Source organism: Myxococcales bacterium (assembly GCA_012513515.1).
Lineage (GTDB): Bacteria > UBA10199 > UBA10199 > 2-02-FULL-44-16 > JAAZCA01 > JAAZCA01.
This window is the reverse complement of the sequence record JAAZCA010000014.1, coordinates 22,756-48,991: the sequence shown is the minus strand read 5'-3', so window position 1 is coordinate 48,991 and position 26,236 is coordinate 22,756. Positions and strand designations below refer to the sequence as shown.

Genomic DNA, 26,236 nt, shown 5'->3' with positions numbered 1-26,236 from the left:
GCTTTTTGTAGCGGGGCTAGGATTTGAACCTAGGACCTTCAGGTTATGAGCCTGACGAGCTACCAGGCTGCTCTACCCCGCAATATGGAGGTAGGCGGATATACCATCCTCCGCTTCCTGTCAAGTTTATCCGAGTTCTATTTTTCTGCACCGGGTGGAAGTGTAATTCCCTCGGGTTTTACCCAGAGAGTTCTCTGAGGGAAGGGGATGCTAATTCCTTCCTCTTTGAAACGCTTATGGACCCTCTTATTAAACTCTCGCCGAACCACCCATTGCCTGAGCGGAGCCGTCTTGAACCACAGGCGCAGAACCACAGCGGAGTCCTGAAACTCATCCACACCTAAAACTTCAGGGTTATCCGTGATATCTTCAGGCATATCGTTTTTTAATTTTTCGGCTTCATCAGAAAGCACCTTGATCGCAAACTCCAGATCCGTTTTAAGCGCAACGCATATCTTGTAGTCAACCCTCGACCACTCGTTGGTGAAGTTTTTGACATTCACTATCGACCCGTTTGGAACTGTTATGAGAGTTCCTTCCGAATTTCTCAACTGCGTGATCCTCAATGTCATCCTTTCAACCAAACCACCTTCGCCGTTTATGTCCACGATATCTCCGACACCGAACTGGTCTTCACAGAGTATGAATACCCCTCCGATTACATCCTTGACAAGGCTCTGCGCGCCGAAGCCTACCGCGAGACTTCCAACTCCTATCGTCGCAAGTATAGCCTTGAGATCGATTCCGAATGTCTCAAGGAGCATCAGCGAGGCAACGAAGAATATGAATGCTGATGATCCGTAGCGGAATATCTGGCTGATGCTGTTCATTCGCTGTTTTCCGCGAAGGGTCGCTTTCTCGGCAACCGGGGTGAGGCGGGAGAGCAAAATCTCGGTGGCAAGATGTATCGCCCTGTAAAGCATCAGTGCGATTACGACGATTACTACTCCCTTGATGATAGGAGCGTACAAAGACTTCGCAGAGGAGAATATTTTTTCGATGTAATCCGCCCATATCATCGATAGGAATACGATAAATGCGAACCATACGATTATTCTGATGCTGTGTATGAGCAGTTTCTTTTCCTTGGTTAAGAACTCGCCAATAAAACCCTCACTCTGCGACCTTGCCAGCCTCCTTTCCAACCATTTTCCAAAAACTCTGCTGATGAAAATGGCGACCAGAAATAGACCGGCACTTGCTGCGGTTTCAGGAATTGGAATTTTGGACATTACAGTTTCAATCAAGGTTTGATTTTTCATTTTCAGGCCTTCCAATTTAGTGCACCGGAGATGAGGTCGGCGCTTATCTTCCTTGCGCAGACAATCCCCTCTATCGCTTCAAAGACCCCTTCGAGATCCAGCATTTCCTCTGCCATGACGAACCTCGCCAGAGACTCATATTTGCTTTTTGTTTCTACAGTTATAACGCCGCCCCTTTGAGTCAAAGTCATGACTATGTCATCCTTCCTTATCTGAAATAGTCTGAGGCGAGAATCGGCTCTATGCACGAAAAATTCCTCATTGCGAAAGGCCGTTACGAGCCTTGTCGTCACGAACTCCGCGATATCGGCATTGGGAAGGGTGATGGTGATTTTTTCAAGCTGTGTTTCCTCAGCTGTGAGGGGCTTTCTGAGACCGGAGTCTCCCTTGAATACCTTCATCATCGCCGGCGGGGCCGCGATGGTCGTCATAAGCGTCATCATAATGGCAACGCCGAATATCTCAGGTCCGACTATGCCGGATGAAAGTCCGATACCTGCTATGATAAGAGCGACCTCTCCACGCGGAAGCATTCCGATTCCTATCCTCGCAGCCCCTCTTAAGTTAAAACCCATGAAAAGCGCTGGGATTCCGCACCCGAATATTTTTCCGGCAAAGGCAAAGGCTGTATACACAAGCCCGAAGAGAATTACTCCTTTCATCGCTTGAAAATCGACCAGCATTCCCATCGTGCAGAAAAATATCGGAACCAGTATGGAATAAATTCCCTTCAGGTGATTGTGCACCTCGTTGACCAGATCCGTGCGCGACAAGGAAAGCCCCACTATGTAGGCGCCGATTATCATCGCTAGACCCGCCAATTCCGAAAGGCCGGCGAGCAAAAGCGCCAAGCCCAGCGAAAGGCTGGCGATCAGGTCGGTGGATTTGAACCACTTCAGTACCTTCGTTATCTTTCTGGCGAGCAAAAGCCCAAGCGCGGTACATATTATCCAGAATCCGAAGGCTTTGATCGCGATCATCGATATGCTCTTCCATTCTATGTCGCCTTCTCCCATGCCGGATGCCTTGCTGATACCGACGACTATGGCCAAAACTATTATGCCGAAGACGTCGTCGATGACAGCTCCTGCCAAAATCGTAACGCCTTCAGGGGAATCGAGCTTCTTCTGATCGGAGAGAACTCGGGCTGTTATTCCTACCGATGTTGCTGTCAATATCGCTCCCAAGAAAAGCGCCTTCGGATCCAGAAAGCTGTCGGCGACGCCGAAGAAGATTGCCAGCAGATCTCCGAATATGAATGAAAATAAAAGCCCGCCGATTCCTACGAACGTTCCAGCAACGGAGTATTTCAGAAAGGCCGTTACGTCCGTTTCTAAACCGACAAGGAAAAGTAAAATTATGGAGGCAAGTGTCGCGATTCCATACAATTCGGCGCTAAGAGGAATAATCGAGGAGTGATGGGGCATGAAGAGCGGGCCTATAAATGGCAGGGGAAGTGATCCAAGCGCATAGGGACCTATGATCATTCCTGCGCAAAGCTCGCCAAGCACTGCCGGCTGCTTAAGAACCCTTGTGAAGAAATATCCAAAACCCCTCGCCACTATTATGATGAGAGCGAGTTCGAGGATTAGGCGCGTCATCCTCTCCCCCATATCTGAACTGGTCGAACCGTCTGAGGCAAGGAGGAGGGGTGGAAAAATGAGAAGCAAAAGAAAAAATAAAGTTTTTTTCATGGCCTGTTCTTTTCGATTGTCATTTCGAGCCTTCGATGAGGTTGGCGAGCAGCTCCTCATCCGAGTTCGAGTTGATTAGGTTCGTTCTGAAGTTAGCGCTTCGGAGCCTCTTGCTAATTTCAGCCAAAAATTGAACGTGTGGGATGGGATTTTCTTCCGGCGAAAGGGTCGCTATGAAGATGGTCGAAGGTTTTCCATCGATGGAATCGAAGTCGATGCCGTTTTTTTTGATCCCCAAAACCGCAGCGAGACTCTTGACCGCCTTGCTCTTTGCATGAGGGATGGCTATCCCATCCTGCATGCCAGTGGACATGCGCAGCTCGCGTTTTACGATAGCGTCGATTACGCCTTCGAGATCCGATGATCTGACCCGGCCCGAGCTCACCATTAGGAGCATCAGCTCCCTGATAATTTCCTGCTTGTTGCCGCCATGCAGATCGACCGTCACCGAGCCCGCCGTAAATATCTTCTTGAGATTCATCTGAATCCTCGCAGACGGGTTTAAATAACCTGAGCGCGGCTAACTCTCACATTTATGGAAATAAATCAATAGGTAGCTTTTATAGAGATAGGGTATTCCCATACCTCTGTTGCAGTTGGAGTTTGCTGTTTTGGAGTACACAATTGCTCTGGCGAAGCGAATATGAGCGATGAGGGCTCGGGTAGAAGGTGATGGTCTTGCTGAGATCAATCAAACTACCCACCCCCGCATAAAAAGGCAGGGATTTTATCTTAATAGGCCTAGTCGGTGGTGGTATAATTTTGACGATTTTAGCTGAATATGGCCATTTTTTCGACGCCGGCTGGATTCTAAAAATACGCTAATATGTCATAAATATCAATTAGATAGAAGTTTAAGCTTGAAAGTGCTCCGCCACTTCATATATAAGGCCCGCCCTATGAATACAAAAAAGAGGACGTACTTCATTTTTGATCTGGATGGAACCGTGGTAAACCCCGGCACTGCGATTCCAAGGTGCATAAATCACGCCCTTCAGAAATTCGGCGTAAAGTCCGTACCAATCGAACGGCTCAAGCGCTATATAGGTTTCAGCCTCGATTCTATCTTCCAAGAGATCACCAAGCGAAAGGACAAGCGCTTCATAAAGCAGTGCGTCGAGACCTATCGCGAGCGCTTCCACAAAGAAGGGATCGCGGAGCACCGCCTCTATCCGGGGATCGTCGGCCTGCTCGAGGCTGCATCCAAGGCCGGCACGCTGGTCATCGCTTCGACAAAGCCGCAGGTATCATGCGAGATGGTCCTCGATCACTTGGGCATCAGGCCGATGTTTACCTCGGTGTACGGTGCCGATCTCGGCGGAAAAAATTCCAACAAGGGTGATCTGTTGAAACATATCTGCGCGAAGGAAAAGATAAAGGATGCCTTCGTAATAGGCGATCGGGGAATCGACATCGAGGCGGCGAAGAAATGCCAGCTGAAGTCGATCGGTGTCTCCTACGGGTATGGCACCAAGGATGAGCTTGTGAGCGCGGGCGCTGATCATATCGCTGAGACGGTCGGCGAGCTTCGCCAGTGCCTTTTGAACGCTGTACCATGAACAAAAAAATAGCCGAAAAGATAGATCTTCTCATGCGGCGCTTCCGGGAGATTGGGAGCGCCGTTGTTGCATTTTCCGGAGGAGTCGATTCCATGCTCCTCGTGGAGGCCGCGAGGAGGACAATTCCGGGGAACTTTGTAGCTGCAACAGCCATATCTCCGAGCTACCCATCTTCTGATCTTTTGCAGGTTAAAAAGTTTTGTTCAGACTTTAAAGTCGATCTGAGAATCATAGAAACAACTGAGTTCAAAGATCCCGCATTTATCGCCAACCTGGACGACAGATGTTATTTCTGCAAAAAGAATCTGTACGGCGCTTTCGTGAAGCTCGCCGATCACCTTGGACTTGATCTCCTCGTCGAGGGGACGAATCTTGAAGATTTGGGAGGGGACAGGCCGGGGTATCAGGCGTCAAAGGAAAATCCGCGCGTGGTGACCCCTCTGATAGATTGTGAATTTACAAAGGAAGATGTACGCGCCGTGGCCAGGGAGTTTTCACTCCCTTCGGCGGAGAAGCCATCCTCTGCATGCTTGGCCTCGCGAATTCCGACCGGCCTTTCATTGAGCCCCGAACTCATGTCGAGAATCGACAGAGCGGAAGATTTTCTTCGCTCGCTGGGAATTTCACAGGTCAGAGTCAGGCACCACGGAGAACTCGCGCGAATAGAAATAAGGCGGGACGAATTCGGAATTTGTATTGAAGCCGGAGAATTCGTTCATAAAGAGCTAAAACGCCTCGGCTGGAAATTCATAACGCTCGATATCATCGGCTATAGAACCGGGGGGAGCAGGGGATGAACAGATCGGATATAAAAAAGATCATAGAACAAGTCGCCGCTGGAAGCATATCTGTCGATGCGGCTCTCGATTCCCTTCGCGAGATGCCTTACTCGGATATTGAGATAGCAAAGCACGATTTTCATCGTCCTCTAAGGAACGGATTTTCCGAGGTGATATTCTGCGAGGGGAAACAGACCGAAGATCTATTTAAGATAGTCGAATCAGTGAGCGAAAAAGGCTCCAATCTCCTCGCGACTCGCGCAGCCCCCTCACTTCTTTCCGAGGTTTCGCAGCGATTTCCACGCGCTATGATAGATCAGCGGAGCAGGACCTTTTCCATCATAAACAGAGGCATCGAGAAGCTTTCGGGGCGTCTAGCGATAGTCTGCGCCGGGACAGCCGATATCGCCGTGGCAGAGGAAGCCGCGAAGACAGCCGAATTTTTTGGCTCCGAGCCCAGCCGATTTTATGATGTAGGCGTAGCAGGACTTCACAGACTTCTGAAATCGATTCCCTCCATCCGGGAACTCGACTGTGTTATCGTTGCTGCCGGGATGGAAGGGGCTTTGCCGAGCGTGCTTGGAGGATTGATCGATGCTCCGATCATCGCTGTTCCGACCAGCGTAGGCTATGGCACAAGTTTCAGAGGAGTTACCGCACTTCTCGCGATGCTCAACGGCTGTTCCGAAGGAATTACAGTCATGAACATCGACAATGGATTCGGGGCCGCATGCGCCGCCCTCAGAATTCTTAGAAAATTGAAGTCGGAGTGATTTTTTTGCCGCCCTTCCATCTATCATATCGTGCAGCTCAAAATTCCCGCAAACGCAATTCCTGATGCGCTTGCCATGAAAAAAGTTCGACAAAAAAATTCCCTCTTTGAGAACTCATATACATAATTAAGCTAAATTGAATATAATTTGATAAAATCTGTTTGACTATCTCCCTGTAAATCCATATAATTACCTTGGATTTGGCAGAAGTACTTGATTTACAACCTTTTTTGCAAAGGAGGGGGAAAATGGTTTGCAAGAAGAAAGTAGCGAAGAAAAAGAAGGTGGCGAAGAAGAAAAAGGTAGTGAAGAAGAAAAAAGTGGCAAAGAAGAAAAAGGTAGTGAAGAAGAAAAAAGTAGCAAAGAAGAAGGCGTCCCCGAGGAGAAAGACCAGGAAGTAGTTCTTTTCGAAGATGCAGACATAAAAGGGAGCCTCTTGAGGCTCCTTTTTTATTCCCCCTTGCCTTGAGTGCTTTAATCACACCGCCTACAGCGAGGCGGCTTGGGATCCAGTAAAAGCCGTGAGCGATCTCTCGGTGAAAATATTTTACATGATCCTCCATTTTATCTTGTTTCACCTATCCATATGTGTTAGCTGCGCTCATCGAATTTTCAGGATGATTTTGAAGGGAGGTTTTAAATGTCAGCATTTGTTCCGAACAAGGTCTTTCTTACCAAGGGAGTCGGCAGACATCGCGAAAAACTTCAGAGCTTTGAAATGGCTCTCAGACATGCAAGAATAGCGCAATTCAATCTGGTGCGCGTGTCGAGCATTTATCCCCCTAACTGCAAGATCATAAGCAGGAACGAGGGAGTAAATCAGCTGAACCCCGGCCAGATTGTCTATTGCGTCCTCTCCGACATCGCAACAAATGAACCACATCGTTTGCTTGCGGCTTCGGTCGGACTTTCAACGCCGAAGAATCCGGACAATCATGGCTATCTTTCTGAACATCATGCCTACGGGCAGAATGAAAAACAGGCTGGCGACTATGCTGAGGATTTGGCCGCCGAGATGCTAGCGACCGTCCTTGGCGTTCCATTCGATCCAGATAAATCTTGGAACGACAGAAAGGGAACGTGGACAATTTCCGGCGAAATAGTCAGGACCATGAACGTCACTCAGTCAGCGGTTGCGGATCCGAAGGGCCTTTGGACCACAGTTATTGCCGGCGCAATATTCGTTCCATGAACAGTAGATGATAAGATATCTCGGAAATAATGAATTCTCTCCTTCCTACGAAGAGTCGAAGGTGGTGGTTCTTCCGATTCCATACGAAGCTACCGTGAGCTACGGCAAGGGAACTGCGTTGGGACCGGCTGCGATACTCGATGCTTCAACGCAGGTCGAGCTCTATGACGAACAGACAGGATGCGAACCTTATCAAATCGGCGTAGCAACCCTTCCTCCCCTTGACTTTTCAGGAATAAGTCACGAGAGGATAGGGGACCTAATCACGCCAGCGGTTTCAAAGATTTTGGCCGACGACAAGTGGCCGCTCCTCCTTGGCGGCGAGCACTCCATTACCCCTCCAGTTGTCAAGGCGGTCCAGAAAAAGTTTCCCGATGTGACTGTCGTTCAGTTCGATGCCCACGCTGACCTGCGCGATTCCTACGAAGGATCGAAGATGAACCACGCATGCGCGATGGCTCGGGTGAGGGAAATCGTAAAGGATGCCATACAAATAGGCATACGCAATCTCTCTGAACCGGAGGCAAAACTCGCACGGGAGAAAAAGTACAAGATATTCTACGCCCATCAGATTCATCATGACAGAGGTTGGATCAAAAAAGCACTCGACTCGATCAAGAGTGAAGAGGTCTATATAACTTTCGACTTGGATGGATTCGATTCCTCTCTCATGCCTGCCACCGGAACTCCGGAGCCGGGAGGAATAGGATGGTACGATGCGGTAGATTTCATGAATGAACTTTTTGCAAAAAAGACTGTGGTCGGGATGGACATAGTCGAGCTCGCGCCGATAGCGAATCTCCACGCATGCGACTTTCTGGCAGCCAAGCTCGGCTATAAGGCTATCGCATATCTAAATAATTCAGGAATATCTGAAAAGCTAATGGACAATTGACCATCGACAAAAACCACCGATCGTAGCTGGTCAATGGTCCATTGTCGCTGATCTTTGATCCGCCGTTCACCAGTTACGATTCACCAGTCACGGTTGTTGCTGGGATGACAAGCGCATGGCTTTTGGAGGTGCCCTGAATTTGCTGATTTTTCGAAGGTTAATTCACTGAAAACTTAGAACTTATCCCGTTGATCAAAACTGTTTTTGTGCATTGAGAAAGGTAAGGGTGGGTCACTGCAAGGTATATCCATAACGCCTGGTAAGGAAATTCATGACGTCACCGCGCTCGAGAAGCCTGCTTGCTACATTCCACTCAAAATCGTCGAGATCGACCCCGGTCTCCATCAGCAGGGTGGCAAATTCGTCCCCGTCAACATCGCCGTCTAAAACTTCAATACAAAGTGCCTTGAGAGCTGGATCCATATATCCCCCTTTAGGATCAGCTTTGGCGGCCTTAGGGTGCCAAGCAGGCAATAAGTCATTGAAATATCAAAGCAAAAGCAGACTTAGTTTATACTTAATTATGCTTAATTTAAGTATATTTTAAAAATATTTTATATAAAGTCAAGATGATATATGAAATATTAAGTTAATTCATATCTATGAATAGCTATATATTTCACTTGTTATGGTACGTCCAATTTGCTACCGAGATACGCTAAAAGTGAGGAGTTATGCGCATATTTTTACGATTTATCGCTGCGGTTTTTATCATTTTTTTCGCTTTTTCAGCGGAAGCCTCCAATCTTTCCCAGAGGGTACATGAGGTACAGCTAAAAAACGGTATGAAATGGCTCATAGTCAGGCGTACCGGCGCTCCCGTATTTTTTGGTGCGGTGATCCTCAGGGTGGGCGGTCTCAATGAAACGCCGGGCAAAACCGGGCTCGCCCACATGTTCGAACACATGGCATTCAAGGGTTCGACGCGCCTCGGCACCAAAGATTATGATCAGGAAAAACCGTTGCTCAGGATGATTGAGGATCTTGGCGAACTTCGAGAGGAGGAGGAACGCTCCAAAAAACCGGATCGGATGAAAATTGAGCAGATCGATCTCTGGATAAAAAATTTCGAGAAGGAAGCAGATGAGTATCGCTTAAAAAATGAAGTCTGGGAAATACTGATGCGAAACGGGGCGAACGAAATCAACGCCTTTACCTCAAAGGACATGACAGCATACTATGCCAGCATGCCCAAAAACAGGTTGGAACTCTGGGCGCGGGTCGCTGCCGAGATGGTATTCGATCCCGTGTTTCGCGAATTCTATATAGAGCGAGATGTTGTAGCCGATGAGAGGAGGTCTCTCACAGAAAACAATCCGAACGGAGAGATGGCTGAAAGGATCCTTCGAGCCGCCTACAAGGACGGTCCTTACAGATCTTCGACGATAGGATCCATGGAAGACATAGAAAATCTGACGATAGCCGACGCGAGAGAATTTCATCGTCGCTACTATGTCCCGGGGAATATGGTCGGTATAATAGTCGGCGATGTGAGTATTACCAACGCTAAAAAAATAATTCAGAAGGTCTTCGGCGGCTACGAACGAAGGCCCTTGCCCGAAGCACCTCTTCACTCTGGGGAGTGGAAGCGCGGGACATACGAGCGATTTGCCTTCAACTCGGAGCCTTCCATCGCGATTGCGTATCATAAGCCGACTCTTCCGGATAAAGATGAATATGTCTTCGACGTCATCACCTCTCTTCTTTGCGAAGGAAGATCGAGCAGGTTGGAAAAAAAACTTGTCTACGATGAAAAACTTGCCAGAGGCATTTCCTGTTCTAACGGATATCCGGGCTCGCGTTTGGACAATCTCTTGATACTGTGGATAGAACCACTTACAGGAGTTCCTTCCAAAAAAATTCTTTCTGCTGTCGAAGAAGAAATTGAAATTTTAAGAACTTCTCCGGCATCTGCGGGCGATCTGGCAAGAGTCAGAAAACAGGTGCTTGCAGAGATCATGTTCGCTCTGGATGATAATCGATCGCTCGGTATGGCCCTTGGACGTTTCGATGCAGTATTTGGCGACTGGAGGATTTTAGCGGATTATCCGGAAATGATCTCAGCGGTCACCCCTGAAGATGTAATAAAGGTTTCCAATAAGTTCATGACAAAAGATGACAGGATAGTCGTGGAGAGGGTGAAATCCAGATGATAAAAAAATTCTACATAGCCATAGCTGCCGCGATCGTTCTAGCCATCGCATTCCCAGGTGGAGCTGCCGCCGATTCGGAATATTTGAAGGGGTTGGAAGGAAAAGAACTCCCGAAGATGACTGTTCCCTCCGTAGATAAAGTGGTTCTGCCAAACGGCATGACCTGCTTTATCAAAGAAGATCGGTCTCTGCCCATAATACAGATTCAGGTCACCATAAAAACAGGCAGCATTTACGAGCCTGCCGATAAGTTGGGACTGGCTTCAATCACCGGCTCCGCAGTTAGAAGCGCGGGGGCCGGTGAACTTTCGCCCGAAGATTTGGATCTGCTTATTGATTCAATGGGGGCAGAATTATCATCCTCAATCGGAACCGAAAGCGGTTCGGTATATCTCGCAATACTTTCTGAGGACATGGAAAAAGGGGTCGGACTTCTTTCCGATCTCCTCTTCAAACCCAGATTTGACAAAGGCAGAGTCGCTATTGCAAGGCACAAGCTTGCGGAGTCGTTGAGACGCGACAAGGACGAACCCAATCTCTTCGCATCGATACTCTTTTCCCAGCTCGTCTACGGCAAAAACAGCCCGTGGGCCAGAAGGCCGGATCCGGATTTGCTGACATCGATAGGGGAAGAGGATATAAAAAACTTTCACGCCAGCTATTTTGTACCTTCGAATATGATCCTTGCCGCTGCCGGGGATTTCAAAACTCGAGATCTCGTTGAACAGTTGAAAAAATATTTTCCCAAAGAATCCGGCAAGAAGGTGGAATTCCCGAATGTGCCAGAGCTGAAGCCCTCATTCCTTCCGGATTTGAGGGTGGTGAAAGGGCCCAAAACACAGACCTTCATAAGGATGGGGCATCTGGGGGTAAAGCGGCATAACCCTGATTGGTATTCGATCTATCTCCTTAGCCAGGTACTCGGGTCCAGCGGGTTCAAAAGTCGGCTCGTCGAGGAGATTCGCGTAAAGAGGGGGATGGCCTATAGCGTGTCGGGCGGGATATCGCAGGCGACCGACTACGGTCTCTTCACGGTCAAGATGAGCACATCGGCCGACAACGCATATGCTGCGATAAATCTGGCCAAGGAACAGATAAAAAAGCTTTCAAAGCACGGGGAGATCTCTGACGAAGAGCTGGATCTGGCGAAGAGATCGCTACTAGCCTCCTCGATTTTCGAACTGGACGGTTCATTCAAGATAGTTTCTGACAGAGCCCGCTTCATGTTTTACGGTTATCCATCAAACTATTGGATCAAGGCTTACGAAGGAATAGCCCGCGTTTCGAAAGATGATGTTGAAGATGCAGCCTCAAAGTATTTACATCCGGACGGAATAAAGATCCTGATGCTTGGTCCGACCGAGGAATGATATGCTTGAAAATAAAATTAGAGAACTAGTTAAAGCTGCGATCCTTTCATCCGTTCAGGAAGGACTTCTGTCAGGCCTTGACGGCAAGATGGAAATAGAAATTTCCGTTCCCAAGTCCGAAGCACACGGAGATTTTACAACCAACATAGCTCTAGTCGTAGCCTCGCGCGCCAAAATACCCCCAAGAAAGGCGGCTGAAATAATTGCAGCCAAGATCCCGCTAGGTACGGAGGGCGTCGAGAAAGTTGAAATAGCGGGCCCGGGCTTTATCAACTTTAAGATCGATACAAAAGTCTATCTGGAAATGCTGAGGGATATATCGGTTCAAGGCGAGAGATACGGATCAGTTGACCTGGGATCGGGAAAAAAAGTTCAGATAGAATTCGTGAGCGCAAATCCCACCGGGCCGCTCCACATAGGACACGGCAGGGGCGCGGTGTACGGCGATGCTCTGGCCAGCGTTCTTTCGGCGGCCGGCTACGAGGTTACGAAGGAATATTATGTGAATGATACCGGCAACCAGATAAAGACCCTCGGGCGTTCGGTCTATCTGCGCTACCTGCAAAAAAAAGGTTCTAGCGTCGAATTTCCAAAGGAATGTTATCAAGGCTCATACATAGCGGAGATAGCGACCGAGATAGAGGAGAAAGCTTCCTGCAAGATAGATTCGATGACAGAAGAAGATGCGATAATGTACTGCGGGGAGTATGCTGGAGTGAAAATTTTGGACAGGATCAAGCGCGACCTTGCCGAAACTGGCGTGATCCACGATACCTACTTTCACGAAAATAACCTGCATGCCGACTCTGCGATAGACAGCGCTTTCAGGTTTTTGAAAAAGAACGGACATACCTACGAAGAGGGGGGCGCGCTTTGGTTTAATACAATGAAATTCGGAGATGACAAGAACAGGGTGCTGCGAAAGGCTGACGGTTCACTCACATATTTCGCAGCCGATATCGCCTACCATAAAAACAAGTTCGATCGCGGATTTCACCGAGTTATAGATATATGGGGGGCGGACCACGGCGGATACGTCGCAAGGATGAAGGCAGCTGTGGAGGCCATGGGATATGATCCGAAAAATCTAGACGTCGTCCTCATACAGCTCGTCAATCTGATGCGCGGTGGGGAATCGATTTCGATGTCCACCAGGTCCGCGACTTACGAAACCCTGGAAAATGTCAGAGATGAAGTCGGGAGGGACGCCTGCAGATATTTCTTTCTGATGAGATCCCACAACGCCCAGCTCGATTTCGATCTGGATCTCGCTAAAAAAGAGACGCCGGACAACCCGGTCTTCTACATACAGTACGCCCACGCTAGGATATGCAGCATATTCAGAAAAGCTGAAGAGGCCGGTTTCACTTTACCTTCGAATGAAGAAGTAGATCTTTCAAAGCTCGATCTTCCCGAAGAAATAAAGCTCTCCAGGATGGCATCCTCCCTTCCGAACATCATATCGGAATGCGCCGAGGAACTCGAGCCGCACAAGCTTTCCTTTTATCTGCTCGAGCTTTCAAGGATGTTCCAATCCTATTACAGCCAGGGAAAGCGGGATGAACGCTACAGGGTCATCAGCACCGATGCGGAGAGAACGCTGGCCAAGCTCTATCTCTTGAAAAACATACAGGTTGTGATACAAAACTCCCTGAGAATTCTCGGAATTTCCGCGCCTTCTGAAATGAAGCGGATGGAGGAAGCAGATGTCTGATTATATCAGAAACCGAAGAAAACAGGAAAATGGCGCAGCAGGAAGCGATGGTTTCTTCTGCCGTTTTACATTTGGGCAGTTCTTCGCGTTGCTGGTCATGGAAGTTTTTACGATATTCTTCGTCTTTTACCTCGGTGCGCGCTATGGACGCGAGCTTTTGGGAATGGATGGAAGCACGCTCCGTGCTGATGCTGAAAATGAAATTTCCGAGACTGCTCAGGATCTTCAAAAGCCGAAGGTGCTGACCACCAGCGATCCGGAGGCACAACAAATAGCCAGGGAACTCATCAAAGAAGCTAAGACTCCTGAACTCAAGGAACGTATAAGGCAGATGATAGATGGTGCATCGGGGGACAGAAGTTTACGCGCTGAAAAGCCCGTCGTTATAGAAAAAAGAATATCGGATCAGCCGCAGGCAGAGCCCGATCCTTCACAGGATTTTCCCAAGGTCATCGAAAGCGCTCCGGCACAGCAGCCTTTTGCCGAAGAACTTGCAGCCGTTCAGCCGGCCCAACAACCCGGTTCAATATCATCTGCGGACCTTGCCCAGACAAACGATTCCAGCGTGATCAGGGTGAAGTCGGGTTCCAACGCTAGATACTCGGTTCAGATAGGTTCCTACCCAAGCATGCAGGAAGGAACCCAGATCGTCGAGCGTTGGAAGGGGAAGGGGTATCCGGCCTACATGATGATCGCTGACATACCGGATCGAGGCCGGTGGTACAGGGTCAGACTTGGTGGTTTTGAAAACAGGGAGGATGCCGCCCATTATCTGAAGGAACTTCAAACGCGTGAAAATGTGGAGGCTCTTGTCGTCTTGAACGAGCAGTGACTTTTCTATGTCCCAATCGCACATCAGAAATTTTTGCATCATCGCACATATAGATCATGGAAAGTCGACGCTGGCCGACAGAATCCTTGAACATACCGGTGCGCTCAGCAAGCGCGAGCACATGGACCAATTCCTGGACAAGATGGACTTGGAGCGTGAACGCGGAATCACTATCAAGGCCCAGAGCGTGCAAATCACGTACAACGCAGAAGATGGCAAATCCTACGAACTCAACCTCATAGACACTCCCGGGCATGTGGATTTTCATTACGAGGTCAGTCGCTCGCTCGCAGCCTGTGACGGAGCTCTCCTGGTCATAGACGCCACTCAGGGGGTACAGGCGCAAACGCTTGCCAACGCCCTTCTGGCAATGCACAACGATCTGGCCATAGTGCCGGTGATAAACAAGATCGACCTTCCAAGCGCAGACGTTGAATCCGCCAAGGAACAATGCGAAGAGATTCTGGCTATTCCTGCCGACAACGCCGTTGCGGTTTCGGCAAAAACCGGGGAAGGAATAAAGGATCTACTTGAAGCGATAGTGAAGCATCTTCCGCCACCAACGGGAAACGAGAAAGCGACGCTGCGTGCGCTCATATTCGACAGCTGGTTCGACAGCTACATGGGTGCCGTCGCACTGATTCGCGTAGTGGACGGCGAAATCAGGGTAGGCCAACGGATTCTTCTCATGAACGTTGGAAAGAACTTCGAAGTTCTTCGCCTCGGCATTTACAATCCCCATCTTCGAGATGTAGAGGCTCTCAAATCCGGAGAGGTGGGAATAGTGGTAGCCGGAATCAAAGAGGTCAAAGATACCAAGGTTGGCGATACGATTACGCTCTCTTCCAACCCGGCATCAAAACCCCTTTCAGGATTTCAGGACTTGAAGGCCATGGTTTTCGCAGGGCTCTATCCGGCGGATCCGGGGCAATACGACGAATTGAAGGAGGCCCTCGAAAAGTTGAAGCTGAACGATTCGGCGTTTAGCTACGAACCTGAAAGCTCAACCGCCCTTGGCTTTGGATTCAGAGCGGGTTTTCTCGGGTCCCTGCATCTGGAGATAGTTCAAGAGAGGCTTGAAAGAGAGTATAACCTCGAGCTTGTTTCAACCGCTCCGACGGTCGTATATGAAGTGATCACGACCAAAGGTGAAAAGATCATGGTCGATAGCCCAGCCAAGCTTCCCGAGCCTCAGAATATCGAAGAGATTCGAGAGCCCTACGCCAAGGCCTCCATACTCGCTCCATCCGATTCGCTCGGAGGTATAATGAAGCTCTGCCAGGAGAGAAGGGCGGAACAGAAAAACCTGGAGTTCTTCGGCCGCGAGAGAATTATGGTCCAGTACGAAATGCCTTTTTCCGAAATGATGTTCGATTTTTTTGATAATCTCAAATCGGTCTCAAGGGGATATGCCTCGCTGGATTATGAAATCATCGGCTATCGGGCTGCGCGCCTTGTAAAGCTCACTGTCCTGATCAACGGCGATCCCGTCGACGCCCTTTCGGTAATCGTGCACAGGGATGATGCGCAGTACAAAGGACGGGAGCTTGTATCAAAGTTACGAACCCTGATACCGAGACAGATGTATGATATCGCCATACAGGCTGCGATAGGTGGCAAAATAATTGCCCGGGAGACGGTCAAGGCTTATCGCAAAGACGTTACCTCGAAATGCTATGGCGGCGATGTCACAAGAAAACGAAAACTCCTCGAAAGACAGAAAGAGGGGAAGAAGAGGATGAAGAAGGTCGGCAGCGTCGATATTCCACAGGAAGCCTTTTTGAGCGTTTTGAAAATAAAATAGGTCGAATGAACGGGATTTCCCTTCGTCCGCTCGCAGGGGACGATACATTAAAGCATTACTTGAAGTAAAAAGACGTTATTTGGAGGGGTGATGTCAGCAGAACCTAATCCTAAACATCAGAAAAAGAAGGGGGCATTTCGGGAGTACTTCGAGGCCCTACTCATAGCGGTTATCGCCGCTCTCTTTATAAGATCTTTTGGGATCGAGGCATTCAAGATTCCATCCGGGTCGATGATACCGACCCTTTCCATCGGGGATCATATCTTCGTGAATAAGTTCATCTACGGTCTTAGAATTCCACTGACCAGGCATCGTTTTTTTAGGTTTACGGAGCCCAAACGCGGGGATGTCCTCGTCTTTATATATCCCGAAGATGAGAGCAAGGATTTCATCAAACGCGTTATCGGCCTGCCGGGGGACAGGGTGAAAATTTATGGCGAGGATGTTTCGGTAAATGGAGAAAACCTGCCCCGACACAAGCTGAGCGTGAAGGAATATCCCGGGGACAAAAGAAAACTCCTAGTAAAAAACTCGGCAGAGCGCGCAATCCCATTCGTAAGAGGCTGGCGTGATTTCGATTTTTATAATGAACTGGCTGGGGATTCAGATCATATCGTCCAGTACGAGAGATATCTGGATAGGAACTCCTATGATCTCGTTGTCCCTCCGGGATATTATTTCGTGATGGGTGACAATAGAGATAATTCCGCCGACAGCAGGGAGTGGGGTTTTGTTCCCGATGGAAATATAAAGGGAAAGGCGATGTTCGTGTGGCTTTCCATAGACAAGGATCACGGCGGCATAAGATGGCGCGAGTTTGGAAGATGGATTAAGTAATCTCTGAGAAATCAGCAAATTCAGGGCACCTCTAAAAACTATGCGCTTGTCATCCCCGAGTGGTGTAATCGGGGATCCCGTAACAAGCGTGACTGGGAAAAACAGAGGTCAATCGTCCATGGTCGAAGTTATTGTTGCAGCTAGCTTTTCAGAAATTCCTGAAGTAATTACAGAGATCCTGTTTCGACCATTCCGTAGAAACACTAACTTTTCATTGACTATTTTTTCATTATCTGGCTTAACGGCCCGCAAAATTGGGGGATGCTGACAAATGGAGAGGAAAAAAATATAGCACCAAACAGGCCTTCCGAAGCAATTCGGGAGGCCTTTTTTTTAGGGATCGAGGGGGGGATATGGCAGAGGCCAACGCAAAATTGCTACTAAATGAGGCATCGATGGACCGGGCGATACTCAATGTCGCAAGAAAGATAGTAGCGGATGGGTTGGACGACATCGCACTGGTAGGGATAAAAACGCGCGGTGTTCCCCTTGCCGAATGGCTCGCCAAAAAGATACGCTCCCTCAGAGACAAGCCAGTAGATGTAGGCAGCATCGATATAAATCTATACAGGGATGATCTCAGCGAGGTGGGATACCAGCCGGTCGTAAAGAAGTCCGAGCTTCAATTTCCCATCAGCGGGAGGGGGGTCATCCTGGTGGACGATGTGTTGTACACAGGCAGAACGACGCGGGCCGCTCTAGACGCCATAGTCGATATCGGCAGACCGAAATTCATCAAGCTCATGGTCATGGTCGACAGGGGCTGGCGCGAACTCCCCATACAGGCCGACTATGCCGCAAAAACCATAAAAACTCTCGCTACTCAGAATGTGAAGGTTCGCTTTCATAGCACCGACGGCATCAACGAAGTCATAGTGAAAGGATGATCTGATGTCTGAAATATTCCATGTTTTACGCTCGGACCAGTTCGACAAAAAGTTTTTGGATGAACTCTATGCGATAACCAACAACCTGCGCAAGATTTCCAGGACAAAGCGAGGCGCCGATTATCTGCGCAAACTGATGTCGGAAAAAAGGGCAATGCTATATTTCACACAGCCCTCGACCAGAACCTTCCTCTCTTTTTTGAATGCCTGCCAAATACTCGGCATGCAGACATCCGAAATCAGGGATTCAAACACATCCTCCGAAATGAAAGGGGAAACAGCGGAAGACGCCATCCGGACTTTCAGCAGCTACGTCGATATGATCATCATGCGTTCACCAAAGGCCGGGCTTGCACAGTCCATAGCGGATCTTCTGGACAGGACCCCCAGGAGGGTTCCCGTGATCAACGGCGGATCGGGGAAGGATGAACATCCGACGCAGGCGCTTCTGGATATCTACACCCTTCGCCGCTCGTTCGGGAAAAACGGAGGCGACATAGATGGAAAAACGATAGTGATGGTCGGCGATGTTAAGAGGGGAAGAACTGTGCGCTCGCTCAGCCGTCTAATGCGACACTTCAAAGATACCGAACTTATATTCGTATCTCCGGAAACGCTGCGGATAGAAAATGATCTGAGGTCATATCTCGATCAGAATAATATGAAATATTCCGAAACCGACGATTTCGAATCCGTCATCCCGAAAGCCGACGCGATCTACATGACGAGGATTCAGGATGAATATGATACGGAAGGCGAGTCGAAGGGAGTCGATTACGGCAAATTTCACTTCAGATACGAGCATATGAAGGTTCTGAAAAAGAGCGCCATTATCATGCACCCTCTGCCAAGAAGGACGGAAATTGATATCAGAGTGGATGATGATCCGCGCGCAAAATACTGGCGGCAGGAACGCAATGGCATGTGGACCCGCGTCGCACTGATCGCCAAGATATTCGGAATAGATAAGGAGATAACGGAGCCCTATGGGACCTGATTTACAAAAGAGGAAGATAGACGCAATCGTAGGTGCGAGACTCGTAGATCCCGCAATAGGCTTGGACGAGGTTGCCAATCTCTTTATCGAGAATGGCGTGATCTCCGAAATAGGGGGAAGGCGCCCGAAGCCGGAGCTGCGAGTCTATGACGCTTCCGGCTTATTTCTCTCTCCCGGGTTTCATGATCTGCATGTCCATCTCCGCGAACCCGGCTTTGAGTACAAGGAGGATATCCTTTCCGGAAGCAAGGCAGCGGCTGCAGGTGGATTTACAAAAATTTATTGCATGCCGAACACGAGACCCGCTCAGGATTCTCTTGAAACTATCCGTCTTGTAAATTCGCGTGCCTGTGAGGCAGCGCTTACTAACGTCAGCCCAGTTGCGGCGATTACGCGCGCTATTTCCGGAAGCGAACTCACCGACCTTGCATCCTTTAAAAAGGAGGGGATCGAAATGATCTCCGATGACGGGCGCAGCGTCGACGATGACGGAATCATGCTGCGCGCTATGGAAATTGCGAAAGAGCTTTCGCTTGTCATCAGCACTCATCCGGAAAATACCAAGATCACCGCTGGAGGGGCGATAAATGACGGCCCTGTCGCACGCCAACTGAATGTAAAAGGAATCGACCGCGAGGCGGAGAATTCCGTAATAAGGCGGGACATAGAGCTCTGCAGAAAAAGCGGGGCGCGCCTTCATCTTGGGCACGTAAGCACGGCGGAGGGAATGGATTATGTGAGAATGGCGAAGCGGGAGGGAATCCGCGTAACCTGCGAAGTTACCCCGCATCATATAATCCTCACCGAAGAGGACGTGTTGCACCTGGGAGCAAATGGAAAGATGAGCCCTCCGCTTCGAACCGAAGCAGACCGGCTCGCCCTAATCGACGGCATACTCGATGGCACGGTGGATGCGATAGCAACCGATCATGCCCCGCATGCAGACTTCGAAAAAAGAGATTTGGTCTCTGCTCCATTTGGCGTTATAGGGATGGAGAGTGCCTTTCCCGTCTGCATGAAGCTTGTAAGCGATGACCTCCTGGATCTAAAAAGGCTCCTGGAACTTTTTACGAGCGGCCCTCGCAGGGTCATGGGTCGCGCACCAGCCGGCCTAATGGTTGGGATGCCGGCTGAGTTCACGATCTTCGATCCGAGTGCGAGGGTTGTAATAGATCCGGAGCGCTTTCATTCCAAGTCCAGAAACTGTCCCTTTGCTGGGATGGAGAGTTTTGGGAAAATCCACGCCACCTGCCTTTCAGATACACTAATAGAGCTCAATTGAACGGGGCACAATTATCTTGCTCCTAATTCCTTGATATTATAGAGCTATCGCCCGATGATCAGCTCAGGAAACACCAATAAACCCAAATGTGGGCGGGTGGAATCGTTGGTGGCCCTCGATCCTCTGCAGAGGTATATGCAGGAGGTCGCGAGCTATCCGATGCTCACTCATGCGGAGGAGCTCGAGCTCACTAAGAGGTACCGCGAACATGGGGACATCGAGGCCGCCAAGCAGCTCGTAATTTCACATCTGCGATTGGTTGCCAAGATAGCCATGGAGTATCGTAGCGCCAACTATAACGTCCATGACCTGATACAAGAGGGGAGCATAGGGCTTCTTCAGGCGGTAAAACACTTTCAGCCCGACAAGGGCTCAAGGCTGGCTCATTATGCGACATGGTGGATCAGGTCGTACATCCTAAAGTATATAATAGATAACTTCAGGATGATCAAAATAGGCACGACCAAGGAACAGAAAAAACTCTTCTACAATCTGATACGCGAAAAAGAACGTTTAGAATCAATGGGTTATGTAGCTACACCCGTAGAGCTTTCAAAGAGGCTGGGGGTAGATGCGGATGCGGTGGAGGATATGCATAGGCGCCTGACTACGCCTGAGCTAGCTCTCGAGGCACCGATCAGAAAACAGGATGATAATGAAGGCGGGCGCTGGCAGGATACTATAGCCTCGGCGGCGGCGACTCCGGACGTAGCGCTGGCCGAGCATCAGACGGAGCAACTTCTTAAAGATAAGTTCGCCGAGTTCTCTGAGACGCTAAGTGATCGTGAAAAAAAGATTTTTAAGGAGAGGTTGCTCTCCGAAGTTCCGCTGACGCTAAAGGAGATCGCCGAGCAATTTGGCATATCAAAAGAAAGGGTTAGACAAATAGAGGAGCGCCTGATAGAAAGATTGAAGGGTTTCTTCAAGGAGAGCGGTATAGAGGTGGAGACCCTTCGGCGCTGAGCCGCGCTACCAGACATAATATTTCTTATACGTCTTTACGGGGATATCAGGAGTTCGGCCCCGAGATTGGAGGATTGTCATATGAAGGATAACGCAGCTATAAAAGAGAGCATTTCAAGGGATCTCGAACCGACACCCGCTGACGCTAAAGAGCTTACGCGGGATGGGCTGCTCTCCTCACTCGCCCCCACCGTCGAACGATTTCTTTCCCAGCAGCGCCAGGATGGATACTGGTGGTATTCCCTTGAGGCCAACGAGACGATCGGAGCGGAGTTTATATACCTCATGCACTATCTCGGCGAGGTCGATGCTGAAATTCAGGAAGGAATCAAAAACCGAATCCTCGATGTCCAGCGTTCAGATGGAACCTGGGCTATCTATCACGATGGCCCTCCCGATCTCTCCACGACGATCGAGTCTTATTTCGCATTGCGCATAGCCGGCGTCCCGGCCGATGATGAAAATATGGTCAAAGCCAGACAATACATCGTCAAAAATGGCGGAATAGAGGAATGTCGTGTTTTCACAAAGATACACCTTGCCATGTTCGGCATCATCCCGTGGTCGGCATGCCCTGAGATGCCGGCATGGTTTATACTGATGCCGAACTGGATACCATTTAACATATACGAGTTCTCCAGCTGGGCGCGCGCTACGATCGTGCCTCTGCTAATTTTCATGACGCTGAAAAAAAATAAAAAAGCTCCTAATAACATAACATTAGACGAGCTCTTTAGAGATAAACCTGAACAGAGAAAGTTTCGGTTTAAGCATGAAAAAGGCCTTATCTCTATTGAAAATATGTTCCTAATCACAGATAAAGCTTTAAAGATCCTTAACAAAATACCTATTAGTCCACTACGTAAGTATGCGATTTCAAAGTGTTCTGAATGGACATGGGAGCATGTAAAGAGGACCGAGGACATATATCCCGCGCTGGCTTACTGTGCCCTTGCATTCAAAGCCATCGGATATCACAACGATTCGCCGCAGATAAGAAAGCCCTTCCAGGCGCTAAAAATGTTTCAACAGCGTTATGCGACAGCTGAAATACCTGCGCTTCCGGATGAAATTCGCGACACCCCTGCAGCACGCCCGTCGAAAATTCGTGAGATTGGCAAGGACCCATTTGTTTCCAAAAGCGACGGAAATAGGATACATCAGCAGTGCTGCATATCGCCGGTATGGGATACGCCATGGATGATGATGGCGCTTCTCGAGACGGGACTCCCTCCTGACCACCCCGCCCTTCTCAAGGCAGCCAGATGGCTCATAGGGAAACAGATAAGAACAGTAAAAGGCGACTGGAAGATCAAAAACCCCCTTGCAAAACCAGGCGGGTGGTCCTTCGAATTTGAGAATGACTATTTTCCTGACGTCGATGACACGATAGAGGTCCTCACGGCCATAGACAGGACAGCTATTCCGGAGGAGGAAAAATCTGAGGCGGTTGCCGTTGGCATAGACTGGATGCTCTCCATGCAATGCAAGGATGGCGGCTGGGGGGCCTTCGATATCAACCAGAATCAGCAGCTCGTCAATCGAATACCCTTTTCGGACCACAAGGCATGCCTCGACCCCTCGACCCCGGATATCACCGGAAGGATGCTCGAGTACCTTGTCACAAAAGGTTATACGAAGGATGACCCTCGCGTCGCCCGCGCAATAGAGTTCATCTGGAACCGCCAGAAACCCTTCGGCGCATGGTTCGGCAGATGGGGCGTAAATTACATCTACGGGACCTGGAATGTACTTATGGGCCTTTCCGCTATCGGCGTAGATCCATCCGATGAGCGCATAGTGAAGGCCCTGAATTGGCTGGAGTCAATCCAAAGGGCAGATGGGGGCTGGAGTGAATCCCCTATTACATACGAGGATGTCAAAGAGTTTTCCGGCTATAACGTCAGCCTCCCATCGCAGACTGCCTGGGCCCTCATGGGGCTGATTGCCGGCGGTCGCGCCAAGGGAAAGGCCGCAAGTCGCGGGGCTGCCTGGCTTCTGAACAACCGCAATGCAGAGGGCGGATGGGATGAGAAGCATTATACGGGGACCGGATTCGAGAGGCATTTCTACATCAGATATCACGGATACCGCCACTACTTTCCTCTTCTGGCACTTGGGAGATATGCCAAGGAGCTCAGCCCTGGGAAAGAAGTATAAAGCATGCGGGAATGACATTCATGGTGTCATCCCCGAGTGCTTTTATCGGGGATCCCGTAACAGCCGTGACTGGTGAGTGGTGAAGAGGCTGTCATTTTTCCACCCGCGCCTTGACTTTTGCCAGCATCTTCTCGACGTGTTCGGAAAGCAACCCCAAAACCATCGACTCCGGAAGCCAGATAGAAAACTCGAGGTCTATGTGATAGGTAAGTTCAGTAGCCTTCCTGTTTTTAGATTTAAGCCCCCACCAACCGCGGTTATCCTTTAGAAGTTTGTCTCCCTCGATAAAGCTCCATGAAAGTTTCTCAGGTTTATCGGAGGAGAATTTCAAGGTGTAGGAAACCTCCTGCATCACGTTCATCGTAAACTGAGCGGTTGATCCCTTGGGCGATTTTTTGATTATTTTCGCCCTTGTAACTTCATCCAAAAATTCGGGGTACTCTTCAAAGGCCGATATTACATCAAAGACCTTTTCGCGCGGGGATCCTATGAGTATCGATTTTTCGACAGTGACCATTTTTAGAACTCCTTTAAAACCATTTCCGCCATATATGAACTTCTCACCAGAGGACCCGCAAATATATATTTAAACCCGAGCTTTTTGCCATCTTCTTCCAGTTTTGTAAAATATTCCGGTTCGAGATATTCGTGGACAGCAATCGCTTTCCTGGAAGGCCTCAAATACTGGCCGATTGTGACTATATCGCAGCCAAGCGTTTTCAGATCGGCTAGAGTCTCAAGTATTTCCTCCCGGCGTTCACCAAGACCTACGATGATTCCGCTCTTCACCAGAATGTCAGGATAATTCCTCTTTGCGAATTCAAGGACGGAGAGCGACCTTCGGTAGCTTGCCATGCTTCTTATGGATGGCGTGAGGCGCTCTACGGTTTCAATATTGTGGTTGAATATCTGCGGAGCAGCGGAACAAACCTCGGATATCTCCTTTTCACGCCCCTCGAAATCTGGTGTGAGAACTTCTATAGTAGTTTTAGGAGAATGCGAACGGATGGCCTCGATAGTTTTGCGAAAGTGCGCTGCTCCGCCGTCCGGAAGGTCATCGCGCGTGACCGATGTGATCACCGCATGACGAAGTTTTAGTTCTGAAATTTCCGCAGCAACCCGCACAGGTTCCTCCCGATCGAGAGGCTGCGGCAGCCCATGCTTTACATTGCAAAACCTGCAGTTTCTCGTGCAGAGATCGCCCATTATCATGAATGTCGCCGTCCCACGCTCGAAGCATTCTCCAATATTGGGGCATTTGGCAGCTTCGCATACGGTACGGAGCCCTCTTTTTCGCAGGCGCGATTTCAAATCATGAGTCGATGCGACATTTCCACAGCGATTCTTGAGCCATTCGGGAAGTCGTGTGTGCGTTAGTTTATTCATATGCGTATCACTCACTACTGTTGTTGCGGGATCCCGTTCCAACCGTTCACCAGTTACGAGTCACTAGTCACAAGTCACGGTCGTTGCGGGATCCCCGATAGAACCATTCGGTGATGACGACCTTCTTGTCTCACCAGTCACGGCTGTTCAAATTATATGCTTAAAAACGTTTGCAGCGGTATTTTTACGATATTGTTCTCACTATCAAAATTTAATTCTGTTTCTGATATTAAAACCCCATAATTCGCCTTCGTCCTTCTCATCGTATATAAAATTTGATCATTACCTTTTTCCCCAAAACCGACCTCTAATACAATTTTTTTATCTCCAATTTTTATAATAAAATCAGCGCCACCTTTTGAGCTATCGTAAAAAAGGGATTTCACAATAATATCCTCAGCGCTTGAAATTAATGTCATACACACAACATCTTCCAAATATTTTCCTTTATGGGTTAAATAAGCATTGCGCCCCTCTACGACACTAAGCAATGCATAACGAAGGGATGGAGACATAAAGAGATACTTGGACGGCTTTCTCACCTTTTTAAAAGCCGAACCATAGGGATAAACACGAAACAAAATCTCAGCTTTTTCAAACGCATCAAACAAATCTTGAAGAGTGATTATTGAAATATTATTTAAACTTTTGGCAAAACTCGTAAAACTAGTTTCGTCACCGGAAGCCAACATTAAAAGAATATTTTTTGCTCGAGACAAAGTTTCAATTTTAAACTTTCCTAGTGCTGGAATATCCTTTTCAACAATCCTGTCGATAATTTCTAAAATCAATTTTAAACAATCGAATTCCTCTGTTTCTTTTAATGCAAAAGGCAGATTGCCAAATTTTAGGAATCTTTCCATTTCCAAAGCGTTCAACCCATACCAAAACTCTTTAATATCCTTTTCAAGCTTCAAAAAAGATTCATAACAAGATTTTCCGCTTGGACTGTACAACAAAGCCTGAACAATCTTTGCGCTCAAGTCGTTTGACACACTACCATTTAACTTTTTTTGATTTAAAACAATATCGTCGTGATTTTTAAGAAAAATATATTCTGAAAATTTCATCGGATAAAGTTTTTCAAATAAGATTCTTCTTGCAAGATCTGGAGTCGCGCGCAAAGAAAGCGCGGACGAGCCTGTACATATAACAAATATATGTTTAGATTTATCGTAAATAGTTTTCAATGCCAGCGTCCATTTTTCATCAAAATGAACTTCATCAATAAAAATAAAAACAGGCCGTTTAATTTCTTCGAAAGAACAACCTATAATTTTTTCATATTCCGTTAGAACTTCCAACAAATCGCTCTGAAGGACTCCTGTCACCTCATCCATCGTCAAATAAAGAAAATCCTTTGGGTATTTTGAGATAATTTCTTTAGACAGTTGAGCGAGCAAGGTGGTCTTGCCAACCCCTCTAAGCCCTGAAATGCCAATAAATCTCACCTCAGAACGATTTTGTAGAAAATTGTTCACACGGCTCATTACACGGTCAAAAAGATGGCGTTTTGCATATAATTTACCGCTGCGATCATGGAGATAAGCGTCTAAAAACGCAGGTATTTTAGATATTTGGTTATTAAGATAGATTTGAACTTGTTCGCTCATAGATCACTACTATATTATAATACTGTAAAAAAATCAATTACTAACATATCATACCATATAACAAGCTTATAATGCAGATTTATC

Annotated in this window: 24 protein-coding genes and 1 tRNA gene; 17 read left to right on the top strand and 8 right to left on the bottom strand. The window is 48.4% G+C overall.

Going from position 1 to position 26,236, the window contains the following annotated elements:
* Positions 1 to 8: 8 nt before the first annotated feature.
* The 4 genes from GX659_02930 to GX659_02915 all read right to left on the bottom strand — a co-directional run bounded on the left by GX659_02930 (position 9) and on the right by GX659_02915 (position 3,437).
* Positions 9 to 82, bottom strand: a tRNA-Met gene (locus tag GX659_02930).
* Between the two features lie 55 nt (positions 83 to 137).
* Positions 138 to 1,232 (bottom strand): mechanosensitive ion channel family protein, encoded by a 1,095-nt coding sequence (locus GX659_02925; protein ID NLD27744.1) that lies wholly within the window; start codon positions 1,230 to 1,232, stop codon positions 138 to 140.
* Between the two features lie 32 nt (positions 1,233 to 1,264).
* Positions 1,265 to 2,863 (bottom strand): cation:proton antiporter, encoded by a 1,599-nt coding sequence (locus tag GX659_02920; GenBank protein ID NLD27743.1) that lies wholly within the window; start codon positions 2,861 to 2,863, stop codon positions 1,265 to 1,267.
* A gap of 112 nt (positions 2,864 to 2,975) precedes the next feature.
* Entirely contained in the window at positions 2,976 to 3,437 is a 462-nt protein-coding gene (locus tag GX659_02915) for a PTS sugar transporter subunit IIA (protein NLD27742.1), read from the bottom strand.
* 418 nt (positions 3,438 to 3,855) lie between these two features.
* Between GX659_02915 and GX659_02910 the strand changes: the two genes are divergently transcribed.
* From GX659_02910 to speB, 6 genes are all read left to right on the top strand, one after another.
* Positions 3,856 to 4,515: an HAD hydrolase-like protein gene (locus GX659_02910; protein NLD27741.1), complete on the top strand. Its 660-nt coding sequence runs from the start codon at positions 3,856 to 3,858 to the stop codon at positions 4,513 to 4,515.
* Positions 4,512 to 5,312 (top strand): ATP-dependent sacrificial sulfur transferase LarE, encoded by an 801-nt coding sequence (larE, locus tag GX659_02905; protein ID NLD27740.1) that lies wholly within the window; start codon positions 4,512 to 4,514, stop codon positions 5,310 to 5,312. The genes GX659_02910 and larE overlap by 4 nt, the downstream gene beginning before the upstream one ends.
* Positions 5,309 to 6,067 carry a nickel pincer cofactor biosynthesis protein LarB gene (larB, locus tag GX659_02900; protein NLD27739.1) on the top strand — a complete coding sequence of 253 codons (759 nt, stop codon included), beginning with the start codon at positions 5,309 to 5,311 and terminating at the stop codon, positions 6,065 to 6,067. Before larE ends, larB begins: the two co-directional genes overlap by 4 nt.
* A 253-nt stretch (positions 6,068 to 6,320) precedes the next feature.
* Positions 6,321 to 6,536 (top strand): hypothetical protein, encoded by a 216-nt coding sequence (locus GX659_02895; protein ID NLD27738.1) that lies wholly within the window; start codon positions 6,321 to 6,323, stop codon positions 6,534 to 6,536.
* Between the two features lie 171 nt (positions 6,537 to 6,707).
* On the top strand, positions 6,708 to 7,259 hold the full coding sequence (locus tag GX659_02890; GenBank protein ID NLD27737.1) for an arginine decarboxylase, pyruvoyl-dependent: 552 nt from the start codon (positions 6,708 to 6,710) through the stop codon (positions 7,257 to 7,259).
* A 7-nt stretch (positions 7,260 to 7,266) separates the two neighbouring features.
* On the top strand, positions 7,267 to 8,154 hold the full coding sequence (gene speB, locus GX659_02885; GenBank protein NLD27736.1) for an agmatinase: 888 nt from the start codon (positions 7,267 to 7,269) through the stop codon (positions 8,152 to 8,154).
* A gap of 231 nt (positions 8,155 to 8,385) precedes the next feature.
* Here the strand turns inward: speB and GX659_02880 are convergent, their stop codons facing one another.
* Positions 8,386 to 8,577 (bottom strand): hypothetical protein, encoded by a 192-nt coding sequence (locus GX659_02880; GenBank protein NLD27735.1) that lies wholly within the window; start codon positions 8,575 to 8,577, stop codon positions 8,386 to 8,388.
* Positions 8,578 to 8,828: 251 nt separating this feature from the next.
* Here GX659_02880 and GX659_02875 point away from each other — a divergent pair, with 251 nt between their 5' ends.
* From GX659_02875 to GX659_02825, 11 genes are all read left to right on the top strand, one after another.
* Positions 8,829 to 10,307: an insulinase family protein gene (locus tag GX659_02875; protein ID NLD27734.1), complete on the top strand. Its 1,479-nt coding sequence runs from the start codon at positions 8,829 to 8,831 to the stop codon at positions 10,305 to 10,307.
* Entirely contained in the window at positions 10,304 to 11,677 is a 1,374-nt protein-coding gene (locus GX659_02870) for an insulinase family protein (GenBank protein NLD27733.1), read from the top strand. The genes GX659_02875 and GX659_02870 overlap by 4 nt, the downstream gene beginning before the upstream one ends.
* Position 11,678: 1 nt before the next feature.
* Entirely contained in the window at positions 11,679 to 13,391 is a 1,713-nt protein-coding gene (locus tag GX659_02865) for an arginine--tRNA ligase (protein NLD27732.1), read from the top strand.
* Entirely contained in the window at positions 13,384 to 14,223 is an 840-nt protein-coding gene (locus GX659_02860; GenBank protein ID NLD27731.1) for a hypothetical protein, read from the top strand. Before GX659_02865 ends, GX659_02860 begins: the two co-directional genes overlap by 8 nt.
* Positions 14,224 to 14,230: 7 nt before the next feature.
* Positions 14,231 to 16,027, top strand: a complete 1,797-nt coding sequence (gene lepA / locus GX659_02855) for an elongation factor 4 (protein ID NLD27730.1) — start codon at positions 14,231 to 14,233, stop codon at positions 16,025 to 16,027.
* A 90-nt stretch (positions 16,028 to 16,117) separates the two neighbouring features.
* Positions 16,118 to 16,864 (top strand): signal peptidase I, encoded by a 747-nt coding sequence (lepB, locus tag GX659_02850; protein ID NLD27729.1) that lies wholly within the window; start codon positions 16,118 to 16,120, stop codon positions 16,862 to 16,864.
* A gap of 353 nt (positions 16,865 to 17,217) precedes the next feature.
* Complete coding sequence (gene pyrR, locus GX659_02845; GenBank protein ID NLD27728.1) at positions 17,218 to 17,751, top strand: bifunctional pyr operon transcriptional regulator/uracil phosphoribosyltransferase PyrR; 534 nt, start codon at positions 17,218 to 17,220, stop codon at positions 17,749 to 17,751.
* A gap of 4 nt (positions 17,752 to 17,755) precedes the next feature.
* A complete protein-coding gene (gene pyrB / locus GX659_02840) occupies positions 17,756 to 18,748 on the top strand; it encodes an aspartate carbamoyltransferase (GenBank protein NLD27727.1) in 993 nt (330 codons plus the stop codon).
* The gene (locus GX659_02835) at positions 18,738 to 20,030 is read left to right on the top strand and encodes a dihydroorotase (protein NLD27726.1); all 1,293 of its coding nucleotides are present in this window, start codon (positions 18,738 to 18,740) and stop codon (positions 20,028 to 20,030) included. Before pyrB ends, GX659_02835 begins: the two co-directional genes overlap by 11 nt.
* Positions 20,031 to 20,084: 54 nt before the next feature.
* Positions 20,085 to 20,993: an RNA polymerase factor sigma-32 gene (locus GX659_02830; protein NLD27725.1), complete on the top strand. Its 909-nt coding sequence runs from the start codon at positions 20,085 to 20,087 to the stop codon at positions 20,991 to 20,993.
* 81 nt (positions 20,994 to 21,074) lie between these two features.
* Entirely contained in the window at positions 21,075 to 23,153 is a 2,079-nt protein-coding gene (locus GX659_02825) for a terpene cyclase/mutase family protein (GenBank protein NLD27724.1), read from the top strand.
* 91 nt (positions 23,154 to 23,244) lie between these two features.
* Here GX659_02825 and GX659_02820 read toward each other — a convergent pair whose 3' ends face one another.
* The 3 genes from GX659_02820 to GX659_02810 all read right to left on the bottom strand — a co-directional run bounded on the left by GX659_02820 (position 23,245) and on the right by GX659_02810 (position 26,152).
* Positions 23,245 to 23,670 (bottom strand): hypothetical protein, encoded by a 426-nt coding sequence (locus GX659_02820; protein NLD27723.1) that lies wholly within the window; start codon positions 23,668 to 23,670, stop codon positions 23,245 to 23,247.
* A gap of 2 nt (positions 23,671 to 23,672) precedes the next feature.
* Complete coding sequence (gene lipA, locus GX659_02815; GenBank protein ID NLD27722.1) at positions 23,673 to 24,539, bottom strand: lipoyl synthase; 867 nt, start codon at positions 24,537 to 24,539, stop codon at positions 23,673 to 23,675.
* A 152-nt stretch (positions 24,540 to 24,691) separates the two neighbouring features.
* Positions 24,692 to 26,152: an ATP-binding protein gene (locus tag GX659_02810; GenBank protein ID NLD27721.1), complete on the bottom strand. Its 1,461-nt coding sequence runs from the start codon at positions 26,150 to 26,152 to the stop codon at positions 24,692 to 24,694.
* Between the last annotated feature and the right edge of the window lie 84 nt (positions 26,153 to 26,236).

What these genes read in the sequence shown, in the direction of transcription:
- GX659_02880 (NLD27735.1), bottom strand. Translation starts at nt 8,577, where the DNA reads ATGGATCCAGCTCTCAAGGCACTTTGTATTGAAGTTTTAGACGGCGAT.
- pyrR (NLD27728.1), top strand. Translation starts at nt 17,218, where the DNA reads ATGGCAGAGGCCAACGCAAAATTGCTACTAAATGAGGCATCGATGGAC.
- GX659_02910 (NLD27741.1), top strand. Translation starts at nt 3,856, where the DNA reads ATGAATACAAAAAAGAGGACGTACTTCATTTTTGATCTGGATGGAACC.
- lepB (NLD27729.1), top strand. Translation starts at nt 16,118, where the DNA reads ATGTCAGCAGAACCTAATCCTAAACATCAGAAAAAGAAGGGGGCATTT.
- GX659_02810 (NLD27721.1), bottom strand. Translation starts at nt 26,152, where the DNA reads ATGAGCGAACAAGTTCAAATCTATCTTAATAACCAAATATCTAAAATA.
- GX659_02875 (NLD27734.1), top strand. Translation starts at nt 8,829, where the DNA reads ATGCGCATATTTTTACGATTTATCGCTGCGGTTTTTATCATTTTTTTC.
- GX659_02820 (NLD27723.1), bottom strand. Translation starts at nt 23,670, where the DNA reads ATGGTCACTGTCGAAAAATCGATACTCATAGGATCCCCGCGCGAAAAG.
- GX659_02865 (NLD27732.1), top strand. Translation starts at nt 11,679, where the DNA reads ATGCTTGAAAATAAAATTAGAGAACTAGTTAAAGCTGCGATCCTTTCA.
- pyrB (NLD27727.1), top strand. Translation starts at nt 17,756, where the DNA reads ATGTCTGAAATATTCCATGTTTTACGCTCGGACCAGTTCGACAAAAAG.
- larB (NLD27739.1), top strand. Translation starts at nt 5,309, where the DNA reads ATGAACAGATCGGATATAAAAAAGATCATAGAACAAGTCGCCGCTGGA.
- GX659_02825 (NLD27724.1), top strand. Translation starts at nt 21,075, where the DNA reads ATGAAGGATAACGCAGCTATAAAAGAGAGCATTTCAAGGGATCTCGAA.
- GX659_02915 (NLD27742.1), bottom strand. Translation starts at nt 3,437, where the DNA reads ATGAATCTCAAGAAGATATTTACGGCGGGCTCGGTGACGGTCGATCTG.
- lipA (NLD27722.1), bottom strand. Translation starts at nt 24,539, where the DNA reads ATGAATAAACTAACGCACACACGACTTCCCGAATGGCTCAAGAATCGC.
- GX659_02925 (NLD27744.1), bottom strand. Translation starts at nt 1,232, where the DNA reads ATGTCCAAAATTCCAATTCCTGAAACCGCAGCAAGTGCCGGTCTATTT.
- larE (NLD27740.1), top strand. Translation starts at nt 4,512, where the DNA reads ATGAACAAAAAAATAGCCGAAAAGATAGATCTTCTCATGCGGCGCTTC.
- GX659_02860 (NLD27731.1), top strand. Translation starts at nt 13,384, where the DNA reads ATGTCTGATTATATCAGAAACCGAAGAAAACAGGAAAATGGCGCAGCA.
- GX659_02890 (NLD27737.1), top strand. Translation starts at nt 6,708, where the DNA reads ATGTCAGCATTTGTTCCGAACAAGGTCTTTCTTACCAAGGGAGTCGGC.
- GX659_02830 (NLD27725.1), top strand. Translation starts at nt 20,085, where the DNA reads ATGATCAGCTCAGGAAACACCAATAAACCCAAATGTGGGCGGGTGGAA.
- lepA (NLD27730.1), top strand. Translation starts at nt 14,231, where the DNA reads ATGTCCCAATCGCACATCAGAAATTTTTGCATCATCGCACATATAGAT.
- speB (NLD27736.1), top strand. Translation starts at nt 7,267, where the DNA reads ATGATAAGATATCTCGGAAATAATGAATTCTCTCCTTCCTACGAAGAG.
- GX659_02835 (NLD27726.1), top strand. Translation starts at nt 18,738, where the DNA reads ATGGGACCTGATTTACAAAAGAGGAAGATAGACGCAATCGTAGGTGCG.
- GX659_02870 (NLD27733.1), top strand. Translation starts at nt 10,304, where the DNA reads ATGATAAAAAAATTCTACATAGCCATAGCTGCCGCGATCGTTCTAGCC.
- GX659_02920 (NLD27743.1), bottom strand. Translation starts at nt 2,863, where the DNA reads ATGACGCGCCTAATCCTCGAACTCGCTCTCATCATAATAGTGGCGAGG.